Raw genomic sequence first — 12838 nt, 5'->3', positions numbered from 1 at the left:
CACATACGCTTCGCGTCAGGCGGGCGTGATGTTCTCCGCCTGCGGGCCCTTCTGGCCCTGCGTGACGTCGAAGTTCACCTTCTGGCCTTCCTGAAGCTCACGGAAGCCCTGGGTGGCGATGTTCGAGTAGTGAGCGAAAACGTCGGGGCCGCCGCCGTCCTGCTCGATGAAGCCGAAGCCCTTTTCCGAGTTGAACCACTTGACGGTGCCAGTAGCCATGTCACATCTCCTTCGGGGCAGTGCCCAGAGGTCCACACCGTGTGGACCCATGCGTTGCCACAATGAACCCCGTCCGGATAAGCACCGGAGATACAAAAATGCCCGACGGCAGAGGGCCGTCGAGGCACTTGAAGTTTCGGGAACCACAACTGCAACTAGCTTGAAGCCTAGCACGGCCCATACAACCGCACTACCTTTCGCCCGCGTGGCGCCGGACCGGCCGCGCAAGCCCGTACAACTCAAATACACGCGAAAGGTTAACTTTCAGATTACACGAGGTGCGTCCCAGGAGAACTCGTCCTCGGCTGCGGACCCTGCGGACGGCCGGGACGGGCGGTCGGCACCGCGTCCCCACCGAGCCCCGGGCCGACGGCACGGGCCCGCGCCGGGCGCCGGACATCGTCGGCCCCTAGCGGTCCGGGTGCGGCGGTGGGAATTGCGTCGACAGCCCGCCGCCGCACCCGGCAGAGTGGTCGGCTGTGACGAGCAGCGAACTGTGGACCCGCGCGACCGCCGACCGCTACGACACCGAGGAGGGCGAGATGTCCTCGGCCGCCGTTCTCGGGCCGACCGTCGACTTCCTCGCCGACCTCGCCGGAGCCGGCCGGGCGCTGGAATTCGCCATCGGCACCGGCCGGGTGGGCGTCCCGCTGCGGCGACGCGGCGTGCCCGTGGTGGGCGTCGAACTGTCCGAACCCATGGCGGCGGTCCTGCGCCGCAAGATCGACGAGGACACGCTCCCGGTCACCGTCGGGGACATGGCCACGACGACCGTCCCCGGCGAGTTCACCCTCGTGTACCTCGTCTACAACACCATCACGAACCTGCTCACGCAGGACGAGCAGGTCGAGTGCTTCCGCAACGCCGCACGGCACCTGGCGCCGGGCGGGCGCTTCGTCATCGAGCTGGGGGTGCCGCCGCTGCGGTTCCTGCCGCCCGGGCAGGTCGCGGTGCCGTTCGACGTCTCCGAGCGGCACCTCGGCTTCGACACCTTCGACCTCGTCGAGCAGATCCTCGTCTCGCACCATTTCACCCGCGACGGCGACGACGGTCACTACCGCCGCGGGAACTCCCGCCACCGGTACGCGTGGCCCGCCGAACTCGACCTGATGGCACGGCTCGCGGGGCTCGCCCTGGAACGGCGCGTCGCGGACTGGGACGGAGCGCCCTTCACCCAGGACTCCACCAAGCACATCTCCGTCTGGCGCAGGCCGGCCTGAGACCGCCCCGTCTCAGAGCCGACCGAGGAAGGACAGACGCACCTGGCGGTCGGGGTTGTCCTTGTTGGTGTCGACCAGACACACCGACTGCCATGTGCCGAGTGCCGGCTTCCCGTCCAGAACCGGCAGGGTCGCGTGGGGCGGCACGAAGGCCGGGAGGACGTGGTCGCGGCCGTGGCCGGGGCTGCCGTGACGGTGCTGCCAGCGGTCGTCGGCGGGGAGGACGGTGTGCAGGGCGGCCAGCAGGTCGTCGTCGCTCCCGGCCCCCGTCTCGATGATCGCGATGCCGGCCGTGGCGTGCGGGACGAAGAGGTTCAGGAGGCCGTCACGACCGGCGGCCACGTCACGCAGGAACGTCTCGCAGTCCCCGGTGAGGTCGACGACCCTCTCCCGGGAACCTGAGGCGATGTGCAGAACTCGGGTGGTGAACGCATCTGACATGCCCCCCATCCTGACCCATACGCCGCCTTCCACACCTGCCCGGCGGACCGGGCAGTGACGCGAGGGGACCGCCGCTCACAGCCGAATCGGGAAGATCCGCGCCCATCCTGCCGTTGGTGAAACCGTGAACAACGTGCGTGAGGTCGAGGTACGTGAGGTCGAGGTACGTGAGGTCGAGGTGGTCGTCGTCGGCGCCGGTCAAGCCGGTCTGGCCGCGGCTTACCACCTGCGGCGCACCGGTTTCGAGCCGGGGCGTGACTTCGTGGTGCTCGACCACGCCCCCGCCCCGGGCGGCGCCTGGCAGTTCCGGTGGCCGTCACTGACGTACGGCAAGGTGCACGGGATGCACGCGCTGCCCGGGATGGAGCTGACGGGCGCGGATCCCGTCCGGCCGTCGTCCGAGGTCGTCGCCGAGTACTTCGACGCCTACGAGCGCGCCTTCGACCTGCGTGTACGGCGGCCGGTCGACGTGCGGGCCGTGCGCGAAGGCACCGGCGGGCGACTGCTCGTAGAGACCTCGGACGGTACCTGGTCCGCCCGGGCCCTGATCAACGCCACCGGCACCTGGGACCGGCCGTTCTGGCCGCGCCACCCCGGCCAGGAGACGTTCCACGGTCGTCAGCTGCACACCGCGACGTATCCGGGGCCCGAGGCGTTCGCCGGTCTGCGGGTGGTCGTGGTGGGCGGCGGCGCGTCCGGTACGCAGCACCTGCTGGAGATCGCGCCGTACGCGGCGGAGACGACGTGGGTGACGCGACGGCCCCCCGTCTTCCGCGAGGGCCCCTTCGACGAGGGCGCGGGCCGGGCGGCGGTCGCTCTCGTGGAGGAGCGGGTGCGACAGGGCCTGCCGCCGACGAGTGTGGTGTCCGTGACGGGGCTGCCGCTCAACGACGCGATCCGGCAGGGGCTCGCCGACGGGGTGCTCGACCGGCTGCCCATGTTCGACCGGATCACTCCGGACGGCGTGGAGTGGAACGACGGACGGCGGGTCGCCGCCGATGTCATCCTGTGGGCGACCGGCTTCCGGGCCGCCATCGACCATCTGGCGCCGCTGCGGCTGCGTGAGCCGGGTGGCGGTATCCGGGTCGAGGACACCCGTGTCGTCGCCGATCCGCGGATCCATCTCGTCGGCTACGGGCCGTCGGCCAGCACGATCGGCGCCAACCGGGCGGGGCGCGCGGCCGTACGCGACATCAGGCAGCTGTTCGCGGAGGAGGCGGTCGCCGCCTGATGCCCCGTCGGCTCACCCCGCCGCCGCGGACTGGCTCTTCGGGGTCGCAGGGCTCTTCGGTGTCTTCGGGGTCACAGGGCTCTTCGGGGGCTTCTGGCTCTTCGGGGTCACAGGGCTCTTCTGGTTCCGGTTGAACTCGGCGACGTTGCGCTGGTGCTCCGCGTAGCTCGCCGTGAAGCGTGTGTCGCCCGGCTTGACCGTGACGAAGTACAGCCAGTCGCCCGGGGTGGGGCTGATCGCCGCCCTCATCGCCTCCTCGCCGGGGTTGTCGATCGGCGTCGGCGGCAGGCCCATGCGCTGGTAGGAGTTGTAGGGGCTCGCGACGCGGGTGTCGTTCTCCGTCGTCTTCAGCGTGAAGCGGTTCAGCGCGTAGTTGATGGTGGAGTCCATCTGCAACGGCATCCCGCGCTCCAGACGGTTGAACACGACCCGGGCCACCTTGCCCATGTCCGCCTTGGTGGCGGCTTCCGCCTGCACGAGGCTGGCGACGGTGACCGTCTGGTAGACGTTCATGGTGTTGCGCTGGGCTCCGGCCGCGATCGGCGCCCCGCCGAACTTCTTGTTGGCCGTCTCGACCATGTACGACAGCAGGGTCTGTGGCGTCGCCTTCCGGTCCAGCGGGTACGTCGCCGGGAAGAGATAGCCCTCCGGGTTGCCCTCGGCGTCGTTCGGCAGCTTCAGTCCGGCCTTCGGCAGCGCGTTCCTGGTGGTGCCGGCCGGCAGGGCGAGTGCCTTGTCGACGGCCTCGTAGACCTGGCTCGCGCGCCATCCCTCGGGGATGACCAGGGTCGCCGGCTTTGCTTCCTTCTTCGGGCTCTCCAGGCTCAGCAGCGGCACCGCCACGGCGGTGCCGGCCACGACGGCTCCGGTCGCGATGAGGACGAGACGGCCCCGGCGCGTCAGTCGAATCATGCTCCGAGGCGGAGTGTTCATCTGCATGCGGGCACGGTAACCCTCACATCGTCACAAACCTGGCATACCGTGCCATATTTTCATCTTGTCGGCTCCAGACGGGCATCGCGTCGCACCAGGGCCGCGTACCGCCCGTCCCGCGCCAACAGCTCCTCGTGGGTGCCCCGTTCGGTCACCTGACCGGAGTCGAGGACCACGATCTGGTCGGCACCGCGAACGGTGGACAGCCGGTGGGCGATGGTGAGTGTGGTGCGGTTGGCCGAAAGCGCGTCGATGGCTTCCTGGACGGCCTGTTCCGTGCGGGTGTCCAGGGCGCTGGTCGCCTCGTCGAGGATCAGCACCGGCGGGTCGCGCAGGATGGTCCGGGCGATGGCCAGCCGCTGCTTCTCGCCACCGGAGAACCGGTGGCCGCGCTCGCCGACGACCGTGTCGTAGCCGTCGGGCAGGGCGGCGATGTGGTCGTGGATCTGCGCCGCCCGCGCGGCCGCGTGCAGCTCCTCCTCGGTGGCGTCCGGCTTGGCGAAGCGCAGATTGTCGGCGACCGTGGCGTGGAAGAGGTACGTCTCCTGCGAGACGACGCCGACCGCGCGCGCGAGGGTGTCGAAGTCGAGGTCACGGACGTCGACGCCGTCGAGGGTGACCCGGCCGCCCGTCACGTCGTACAGGCGCGGCACCAGGTAGCCGAGGGTGGACTTGCCGGCGCCGGTCGGGCCGACCACGGCGAGGCTGCCGCCGGCGGGGACGGTGACGTCGATGCCGTCGAGGACGGGCCCGCCCTTGCCTTCGTACCGGAAGGTGACGTCCTCGAAACGGACCTCGCCCTTGATCTGGTCGAGATGGACCGGGTTGTCGCGCTCGGTGATGTCGATGGGGAGATCGAGGTACTCGAAGATGCGCTGGAACAGCGCGAGGGAGGTCTGGATCTGCACGCCGGTCGACAGCAGGCTGACGGCGGGCCGGAAGAGGCCCTGCTGGAGCGAGACGAAGGCGACGATCGTGCCGAGCGACACGTCGGGCCCGCCGAACTGGAGGGCCATGCCCGCGGCCCAGTAGATGACGGCCGGCATGGCGGACATGACTATCCCGATCACGGCCATGCGCCAGCGGCCGGCCATGCTGGACCGCACCTCGAGGTCGACCAGTTGCTCGGACTCCTCGGAGAAGGACCGCGTCAGGGAGTCCGAGCGGCCCATGGTGCGGCCGAGCAGGATGCCGCTGACCGACAGCGACTCGGTGACCGTGGCGGCCATCGCGGCCATCTGCTTCTGACGCTGGGTGGTGATCTTCTTGCGTTCGTTGCCGACGCGCCGGCTGATCCACACGAACACCGGCAGCAGGAGCAGCGAGACGACGGTCAGCCGCCAGTCGAGGGCGACCATCGCGATGATCGTGGCGACCACGCTGGTGAAGTTGGAGACCAGGGAGGTGGCCGTGGAGGTGACGGTGGCCTGCATACCGCCGATGTCGTTGGCGATGCGGGACTGCACCTCGCCGGTACGCGTGCGCGTGAAGAAGGCGAGGGACATCCGCTGCAGGCGGTCATAGACGGCCGTACGCAGGTCGTGCATGACGCGCTGGCCGACCGTCGTGGAGATCAGGGTCTGCAGGACGCCGAAGACGCCGCTCAGGACGGCGCTGAGGATCATGCCGAGGGCGAGGAGGCCGAGCAGGCCGGTGCGCCCCTGCGGGATGGCGACGTCCAGCGTCTCCTTCAGCAGGAACGGGGTGGCCACGGTGACCAGCGAGGCGGCGGCGACCAGCAGGCCGACGACCGCGAGCCGGGCCCGGTAGGGCTTGAAGAGCGTGAGGATGCGGCGCACCTGCCGGGGCTGGTCGGTCGAGGTGCCGGGCGAGGGGGTCCAGTCGATGTGGTCGCGGGGCATGGCTCCTACGGAGGGTGAGACGGTGAGGACTGACGGAGCATAGCTCATTGTTACCTATACTCACAATGAACGGCGTCCTGATATTGTTCCCACATGACCACCCCCGATTCCGACAGCCTGCTCGCCGAGCAGCTGCTGCGGCTGACGCGCCGGGTGCACCGCATCCAGAAGCACCACCTGGAGCGGAGCGGGCTCGGCGTCACCCCGGCCCAGGCCCGGTTGCTGCGCACGCTGGCGCACTGCGACTCACCGCCGCGCATGGCCGACCTCGCCGAGCGGCTCGAGGTGGTCCCCCGGGCCGTCACGACCCTGGTCGACGGGTTGGAGGCGAGCGGCAAGGTGCGGCGGATGCCGGACCCCACCAACCGGCGGGTGATCCGGATCGAGCTCACGGAGGACGGCCGCGGGGCCCTGCGGCACCTGCGCGGTGCGCGGATGTCCGCCGCCGAGGAGATCCTCGATCCGCTGACGGATCTGGAGCGCGAGGTGCTGAGCGGACTGCTGGACGCGCTGGTGGACGGGACGCCGGACAGGGCGTCCGCGAGAGCCCCGAAGCAGAGGCAAGGACACGGGCAGGGGGAGGGGCAGGGACCGGGGCGGAGCTGCTGAACCACGCGAGGGCGGGCCGCGATCACCCCTCCGCACTGTTGGAGGGACGACCACGACCCGGTACGCCGACGCCGTCCGTCAACCGATCTCGGGGGCCGTCTCCCTGGCCAGCCCCGCGGGGACGACCACCACGGGAATCCCGGCCGCCGTTTCCGTACTCTGCGAATCCTTCGGCTCCGCCGGACTCTCCGCCCGCTCGGACCCGTCCGCCTGCTCGGACCCGCCCGGCTTCGCGAGGGCGTCCGGCTCGATGGACCCGTCCGGCTCGGTGGGGGCGTCCGAGACGATGGGGGCGCCCGGCTTGTCGGGGGCGCCCGGCCGCACGGAGCCGTCCGGCTCACCGTCCGCCGCGGGCACGGTCTCGCCGTCCAGGACCTTCTTCGCCCGCTCGAGGTCCAGCGCGCCCTCCCAGCGGGAGACGGCGAAGACCGCCACGCAGTTGCCGAGGAGGTTGGTGACCACGCGCATCGAGTCCATGATGCGGTCCACGCCCAGCAGCAGGGCGACTGCGCCGGCGGGGACGGCCCCCAGCGAGGAGGCGGTCGCGGACAGGGTTCATCGTGTACGCCCTATGGGTGCGTGTCGCATGGGCCGTTCCGCGGCCGTCGACGGTGACCGCCTCGTCGTCCGTCCAGGAGGCGTCGAGGCCGTCCACGGTCTCGCCGTCGGTCCAACGGTGCGCGGAGGTGTTCGCGAGGGTCCGGGTCACGGTGGTCCGCACACGTCCGTGCGAGGTGTCGAGGTACCCGGCGACGGTCAGACGGTGGCCGCCCGCGGTGTCGACGCGGTGCTCGGTGCCGGGCGTGTAGGTGGTGGAGTCGGTGAGCTCACCCGCGTCGTGCGTGAGGAGTCTCCCGCCGACGACGGCCTTCCCCGGGTCCCGCCAGACGAGCACGTTGACCGGTGTGCTCCAGCCGCTCCGCCCCTCGGCGACGCCGACGACCGACACCTCGACGCGGTGTGCACTGCCGTCGTCGAGGATCCCGGCCGCTCCCGAGGACGGTGCCCACCAGGAGGATCACTCCGGTGAGCATGGACATGATAATCCGGCTTCTCATTGCCGGTGTTCTACGGGGAGTCGACCGCTCCCCGCAATGACGCCTCCGCCGGGTTCGCCTCAGCGGGAGCGCCTCCGCCGGGAGGTCCAGGACACGACCTCCCGAGGCAGAACACCTAGGACGTGAGCGCGTCCCTGTCCCCCATGACCACCACAGGATGCCGATCCGGGTCGAGGGTGCGCAGCAGGTACTCCATCGCCGTCCTGGAAAGGCCCACGCAGGCCGACGTACCGCTGCCGTGGTCCATGTGCAGCCAGATCCCGCCGCCCTTCCCCTCCCCCTCCGGCCGCGCCGGGTCGTTGGGCGGCGCGCCCTTGACGCGGTTGTAGTCGATGGCGATGACGTAGTCGAAGTCGTGCCAGTGCGACCTCGCCCACCAGCGCGGCGCCGCGAAGGCGGCGGACCGTGTGTACGGCAGTCTGGTGCCGGGGTCGGCCAGCACACCGCCCGCGTCGGTGAGCGTGAACACGCCGACGGGGCTCCGGTTGTCGCCTGCGCGGTGCTCGGCGGTCCAACCCCTCTTGCCGTTGTGCCCCCGCCAGCTCCGGACGCGCTCCCAGCCGCGGCCACTCCTGGCGTAGAGCACGACGGTGGAGTTCCCGGAGTCCTTCCCGTCGCCGTACACCGCCACGACCTGGCGTGAAACAGCCGGGATCCGCTGCTGCAACCGCTCGCCCACTCCCGGGACACCGGTCGCCGCGGCTGCGTTCGGCGAGGCACCGACTCTCCCGGCGCCCGCTCCCGACGCACCGTCACCCCCGTGTTCAACGGCCGCACCACCGCACGCGGCCAAAGCCGTGAGCAGGAGGCCGCAGATCACCGTCGCGGCTCCCGGGCGCCGCCCATCGCCAGATCGCATCGGCCCATGCTCGCACCACTTTCCGGGCGCCAGCGCCAGGTTCCGGACATCCGGGCCGTGTCGGACAGCTGCCGGATCCGGCCGCCGACCCGGAAAACCGGTTGATTTTGACCACGCTGCGACGCGAACCTTGCACGGTTTGCTGCCGCTCCCCGCGGACCTTCCCGCCCGCCCGCCACCCCCCTCCCCCGTCCGGCCTCCGCCCTCCTCCCCCCATCCCTGACTCGAGCCACTGGGACGTCATGCAGATCCAAGACCTTCCGTACCCCGACCCGGGTGTGCCTGACGCACGCTCAGGACCCCGTTTCCTGTGGTGGCTCGGCCGTAACCAGCTGGGCGGCCAGTTCAAGGCCCTGGCCTGGGGGCTGCTGCACTTCGTCGCCGTCTCGGCACAGCCGTTCTGCGTCGGGTTCGCCGTCGAGGCCGTTGTGGACCGTTCCGGAACCCGGCTCGCCCTCACCGGCGGCGTGATGGCTCTGTGCGGTGCCGCCACCGCGATCGGCGACACCTTCCTGCACCGCGCCGCCGTCACCAACTGGATCACCGCCGCCGCCCGGACCCAGCAGCTGCTCGCCCGCAAGGCCGCGCAGCTCGGCTCCGCGCTGACCCGGCGGGTCGCGGCCGGTGAGGTCGTGTCCGTCTCCACCGGTGACGTCGAGAAGATCGGCTGGTTCGTGGAGGCCGTCTCCCGCTTCACCGCCGCGGCGCTCACGGTCCTGCTGGTCTGCGTCGGCCTGGTCGTCTACCAGCCGGCGCTCGGCGTGGTGGTCGCCGTGGGTCTGCCCGTCGTCGCGCTCGCGGCTCTGCCCCTGCTGCCCCCGGCGACGCGACGGGCCGACCTCCAGCGTGAGAAGGCCGGGCGCGCCACCGAACTCGCCTCGGACACCGTGGCCGGCCTGCGGGTGCTGCGCGGGATCGGCGGCGAGGAACTGTTCCTCGACCGCTACCGCAGTGCCTCGCAGGAGGTCCGTCACGCGGCTGTGCGCAGCGCGCGCATGTGGTCGTTGATCAGCGCCATCCAGGTGCTGCTGCCCGGCCTGCTGCTGATCACCGTCGTCTGCTACGGCGTCCACCTGGCCCGCGAGGGCCGCATCACCGTCGGCGAACTGGTCACCGTCTACAGCTCCGTCATGGTCCTCGCCTATCCCCTCAGGCACTTCGAGGAGATCGCGATGGCCTACTCCTTCTCGCGTCCGTCGGCCAAACGCGCCGCACGCGTGCTGTCCCTGGAACGGGTCACCGACATCGGCGGGTCACGCGCCGCCGGCGCTCCCTCGGGCGATCTGTACGACCCCGTCACCAACCTGCTCGCGCCGGCCGCCCGGCTCACCGCCGTGGTGTGCGGCGACCCGGACGCCGCCGGACGACTGGCCGAGCGGCTGGGCGGGCACCCCCCGGAGGACAGCCCCTCGGCGCTGCTCGGCGGGGTCCCGCTGAACGAACTGCCGCTGGACTCCGCGCGCACCGCGGTCCTCGTCCAGGACAAGGACCCGGTGCTGCTGTCCGGTTCCCTGCGCGAGCTGCTCGACGTGCCGGCCTCGGGTGGGATCGACGCGGGTGCGGCGCTGGCCGCCGCCCAGTGCGGGGACGTCCTCGACGCACTCGTCCAGGGCTCGTTGGACGCCGAGGACCCCATGGACGCCCGCATCACCGAGCGCGGCCGGTCCCTCTCCGGCGGCCAGCGGCAACGGCTCGCGCTGGCCCGTTCCCTCATCACGGACCCCGAGGTCCTCGTCCTGGACGAGCCCACCTCGGCCGTCGACTCGCACACCGAGGCACGGATCGCCGAGGGCCTGCGCGAAGTGCGGGCGGGGCGCACGACGGTCGTGTTCACCTCGTCCCCCCTGCTGCTGGACCGGGCCGACCGGGTGGTGCTCCTGCACGAGGGCGAGGCCGTCGCGGTGGGCGGGCACCGCGAACTGCTGCGCTCCGAACCCCGGTACCGGGCCGTGGTGACCAGGGAGACCGAGGAGGAAGCCGTGCTGGGTGCGGCCCTCGGGGACGAAGACGCCTCCCTGCACGGCGTGTTGCAGGACCTGGACGACAACGAACTCGAAGACGGCGAAGTCGAAGTGATCGAACGCGAAGAGATCGAGGAGACCGCATGATCGGCGTGGCGCCGCCCGCATACGACCCGGCGGCCCCGACGACGGCGAACACGCTGCCCGTCGGCGCCCCCGCGACCGTCCGCGCCTACGTGGCCGAACTTCTGCGCCGGCACCGCCGCGCCTTTCTGCTCCTCCTGCTCGTGAACACGGTCGCCACGGTCGCCTCGATGGTGGGTCCGTGGCTGCTCGGCGACCTCGTGGAGCGGCTGTCGGACGGCGCGCGCGAGCTCCACCTCGGGCTCGTCGCCACGATGTTCGTGCTCGCCCTGGTCGTCCAGGCCGCCTTCGTACGGCAGGTGCGGCTGCGCGGCGCGATGCTCGGTGAGCGGATGCTGGCCGACCTGCGCGAGGACTTCCTCGTCCGCTCCGTGCGGCTGCCGCCGGGTGTGCTTGAGCGCGCCGGAACGGGCGACCTGCTGTCCCGCATCACCACGGATATCGACCGCCTGGCCAACGCGATGCGCGAGGCCGTGCCCCAGCTGACGATCGGCGTGATGTGGGCTCTGCTGCTGCTCGGCGGGCTCGTCGTCACAGCGCCGCCGCTGGCACCGGCCGTCCTGGTCGCGGTGCCACTGCTGGTGGCGGGCTGCCGCTGGTACTTCAAGCGGGCGCCGGCCGGCTACCGCTCCGAGGCCGCCGGTTACGCCTCCGTGGCCGCCGCCCTCGCCGAGACCGTGGACGCCGGCCGCACCGTCGAGGCGCACCGGCTGGGCGACCGCCGCATCGCGATCTCCGAGCAGCGCATCCAGCAGTGGACCGCCTGGGAGCGCTACACACTGTGGCTGCGGTCGGTGCTCTTCCCGGTCATCAATCTCGTGCACGTCACGGTGCTCGGCTCGGTCCTCATGCTCGGCGGGGCGTTCGTACTGAAGGGCTGGATCGGGGTCGGTCAGCTGACGACGGGCGCACTCCTGGCGCAGATGCTCGTCGACCCGGTGAACCTGATCCTGCGCTGGTACGACGAGCTTCAGGTGGCCCAGGTCTCGCTGGCCCGTCTCGTCGGAGTGCGCGACATCGAGCCGGACGGCGGGGACGCCCGGCTGGTGCCGGACGGGCGGGACGTGCACGCCGACCGGGTCCATTTCGGGTACCGGGAGGGCGTCGACGTGCTGCGCAAGGTGACCCTGGAGGTGTCCCCCGGTACCCGGCTGGCCCTGGTCGGCCCGTCGGGTGCGGGGAAGTCGACACTGGGGCGCCTGCTCGCCGGGATCTACGCGCCGCGCGACGGCCGGATCACCCTCGGCGGGGCCGAGCTGTCGCGGATGACCGCCGAACGGGTCCGCTCCCACGTGGCGCTCGTCAACCAGGAGCACCACGTCTTCGTCGGTTCGCTGCGCGACAACCTCCGGCTCGCCCTCCCCCACGCGCGAATCCGCTCGGACGAGGGGGCCTCGGCGGCCGCGGCGGACACCGGGGGCTCCGAGGACGCCGAATTGTGGGCGGCCCTCGGCGCGGTCGACGCGGAGGGCTGGGCCCGGGCCCTGGACGGCGGTCTCGACACCGAGGTCGGCTCCGGCGGTGTCGCGCTCACCCCGGCGCAGGCCCAGCAGATCGCCCTGGCCCGGCTGGTACTGGCCGATCCCCACACCCTGGTGCTGGACGAGGCGACCTCGCTGCTCGACCCGCGTGCCGCCCGGCACCTGGAGCGGTCCCTCGCCCGCGTCCTGGACGGCCGCACCGTCGTCGCCATCGCCCACCGCCTGCACACCGCCCACGACGCCGACGTCATCGCCGTCGTGGAGAACGGTCGCATCAGCGAGATGGGCAGCCATACCGAGCTGGTCGCGGCGGACGGGGCGTACGCGGCGCTCTGGCGGTCGTGGCACGGCTGAGGAGCGACCCGGCCCGCCCGGCCGGCCGACGCCGGCGCGAGGTGTGAGGGCGCGAGGTGTACCGACGCGAGGTGTGAGGGCGCCGGTATCGCCGCCGGTGGGGGTGCTGATGCGGGTGCCTTCAGCTGGGCGGCCGTGGGCGACGCGGCAGGTACCGGGAGTGGGGCGGGGGCGCGAGGACGGTCGTGTCGGGGGTACCGAGGGCGCCCCCGCGCCGGGCAGTGACCTCCTTGCCCCACGGAAGGGGGCACCCCCGGTTCGTGGCCCGTTCGCCGTGGCCGGGACGGTCCCCTCCCGCCTCGGCTCGGCCGCTGGCGTTGCGCGGTCCCGAAGGGGGGTGGAACGCTGGATAGCGGCACCCGCGCGAAAGGCGGTCGGGATCCCTCCGGAACACACCGCGCCCGCCCGGTGCCCCGTGCGGCGGCACCCTGCCGCCGACCGCGACGAGGACGGGGACGTCACCCCC

10 protein-coding genes and 2 pseudogenes are annotated in these 12838 nt (G+C 71.6%); 5 read left to right on the top strand and 7 right to left on the bottom strand.

What is annotated here, in order from left to right; all coding sequences use genetic code 11:
• Positions 1–15: 15 nt before the first annotated feature.
• Entirely contained in the window at positions 16–219 is a 204-nt protein-coding gene (locus tag ACFWBB_RS04770; protein WP_020125862.1) for a cold-shock protein, read from the bottom strand.
• Positions 220–698: 479 nt separating this feature from the next.
• Here ACFWBB_RS04770 and ACFWBB_RS04765 point away from each other — a divergent pair, with 479 nt between their 5' ends.
• Positions 699–1439: a class I SAM-dependent DNA methyltransferase gene (locus ACFWBB_RS04765; RefSeq protein WP_385266964.1), complete on the top strand. Its 741-nt coding sequence runs from the start codon at positions 699–701 to the stop codon at positions 1437–1439.
• Positions 1440–1451: 12 nt separating this feature from the next.
• On the opposite strand, the gene ACFWBB_RS04760 is transcribed toward ACFWBB_RS04765, so the two are convergent.
• Positions 1452–1880: a YjbQ family protein gene (locus ACFWBB_RS04760; protein ID WP_385266961.1), complete on the bottom strand. Its 429-nt coding sequence runs from the start codon at positions 1878–1880 to the stop codon at positions 1452–1454.
• A gap of 124 nt (positions 1881–2004) precedes the next feature.
• On the opposite strand from ACFWBB_RS04760, the gene ACFWBB_RS04755 reads away from it, so the two are divergent.
• The gene (locus ACFWBB_RS04755) at positions 2005–3111 is read left to right on the top strand and encodes an NAD(P)-binding domain-containing protein (protein ID WP_385266958.1); all 1107 of its coding nucleotides are present in this window, start codon (positions 2005–2007) and stop codon (positions 3109–3111) included.
• A gap of 12 nt (positions 3112–3123) precedes the next feature.
• Here ACFWBB_RS04755 and mltG read toward each other — a convergent pair whose 3' ends face one another.
• Together mltG and ACFWBB_RS04745 are read right to left on the bottom strand one after the other, a co-directional pair.
• Positions 3124–4050, bottom strand: coding sequence for an endolytic transglycosylase MltG (gene mltG / locus ACFWBB_RS04750; RefSeq protein ID WP_385266955.1), 927 nt, complete (start codon positions 4048–4050; stop codon positions 3124–3126).
• 53 nt (positions 4051–4103) lie between these two features.
• Positions 4104–5906: an ABC transporter ATP-binding protein gene (locus tag ACFWBB_RS04745; RefSeq protein WP_385266953.1), complete on the bottom strand. Its 1803-nt coding sequence runs from the start codon at positions 5904–5906 to the stop codon at positions 4104–4106.
• A 93-nt stretch (positions 5907–5999) separates the two neighbouring features.
• Here ACFWBB_RS04745 and ACFWBB_RS04740 point away from each other — a divergent pair, with 93 nt between their 5' ends.
• Complete coding sequence (locus ACFWBB_RS04740; protein ID WP_385266950.1) at positions 6000–6515, top strand: MarR family winged helix-turn-helix transcriptional regulator; 516 nt, start codon at positions 6000–6002, stop codon at positions 6513–6515.
• 78 nt (positions 6516–6593) lie between these two features.
• Here the strand turns inward: ACFWBB_RS04740 and ACFWBB_RS04735 are convergent.
• From ACFWBB_RS04735 to ACFWBB_RS04725, 3 genes and pseudogenes are all read right to left on the bottom strand, one after another.
• Positions 6594–7067: pseudogene (locus tag ACFWBB_RS04735) on the bottom strand (cation:dicarboxylate symporter family transporter); the annotation flags it as partial.
• Position 7068: 1 nt separating this feature from the next.
• Positions 7069–7503: pseudogene (locus ACFWBB_RS04730) on the bottom strand (peptide-N4-asparagine amidase); the annotation flags it as partial.
• 185 nt (positions 7504–7688) lie between these two features.
• The gene (locus tag ACFWBB_RS04725; protein ID WP_385266947.1) at positions 7689–8432 is read right to left on the bottom strand and encodes a L,D-transpeptidase family protein; all 744 of its coding nucleotides are present in this window, start codon (positions 8430–8432) and stop codon (positions 7689–7691) included.
• 242 nt (positions 8433–8674) lie between these two features.
• Here ACFWBB_RS04725 and ACFWBB_RS04720 point away from each other — a divergent pair, with 242 nt between their 5' ends.
• Together ACFWBB_RS04720 and ACFWBB_RS04715 are read left to right on the top strand one after the other, a co-directional pair.
• Entirely contained in the window at positions 8675–10540 is a 1866-nt protein-coding gene (locus tag ACFWBB_RS04720) for an ABC transporter transmembrane domain-containing protein (RefSeq protein WP_385266944.1), read from the top strand.
• The gene (locus ACFWBB_RS04715) at positions 10537–12372 is read left to right on the top strand and encodes an ABC transporter ATP-binding protein (protein ID WP_385266940.1); all 1836 of its coding nucleotides are present in this window, start codon (positions 10537–10539) and stop codon (positions 12370–12372) included. The genes ACFWBB_RS04720 and ACFWBB_RS04715 overlap by 4 nt, the downstream gene beginning before the upstream one ends.
• The last annotated feature ends 466 nt before the right edge of the window (positions 12373–12838 follow it).

The organism is Streptomyces sp. NPDC060000 (genome assembly GCF_042737375.1).
In the GTDB taxonomy this organism is placed as follows: domain Bacteria; phylum Actinomycetota; class Actinomycetes; order Streptomycetales; family Streptomycetaceae; genus Streptomyces.
This window is presented reverse-complemented; position numbering and strand designations above follow the sequence as displayed.

What these genes read in the sequence shown, in the direction of transcription:
- mltG (WP_385266955.1), bottom strand. Translation starts at nt 4,050, where the DNA reads ATGCAGATGAACACTCCGCCTCGGAGCATGATTCGACTGACGCGCCGG.
- ACFWBB_RS04745 (WP_385266953.1), bottom strand. Translation starts at nt 5,906, where the DNA reads ATGCCCCGCGACCACATCGACTGGACCCCCTCGCCCGGCACCTCGACC.
- ACFWBB_RS04720 (WP_385266944.1), top strand. Translation starts at nt 8,675, where the DNA reads ATGCAGATCCAAGACCTTCCGTACCCCGACCCGGGTGTGCCTGACGCA.
- ACFWBB_RS04760 (WP_385266961.1), bottom strand. Translation starts at nt 1,880, where the DNA reads ATGTCAGATGCGTTCACCACCCGAGTTCTGCACATCGCCTCAGGTTCC.
- ACFWBB_RS04740 (WP_385266950.1), top strand. Translation starts at nt 6,000, where the DNA reads ATGACCACCCCCGATTCCGACAGCCTGCTCGCCGAGCAGCTGCTGCGG.
- ACFWBB_RS04725 (WP_385266947.1), bottom strand. Translation starts at nt 8,432, where the DNA reads ATGCGATCTGGCGATGGGCGGCGCCCGGGAGCCGCGACGGTGATCTGC.
- ACFWBB_RS04770 (WP_020125862.1), bottom strand. Translation starts at nt 219, where the DNA reads ATGGCTACTGGCACCGTCAAGTGGTTCAACTCGGAAAAGGGCTTCGGC.
- ACFWBB_RS04715 (WP_385266940.1), top strand. Translation starts at nt 10,537, where the DNA reads ATGATCGGCGTGGCGCCGCCCGCATACGACCCGGCGGCCCCGACGACG.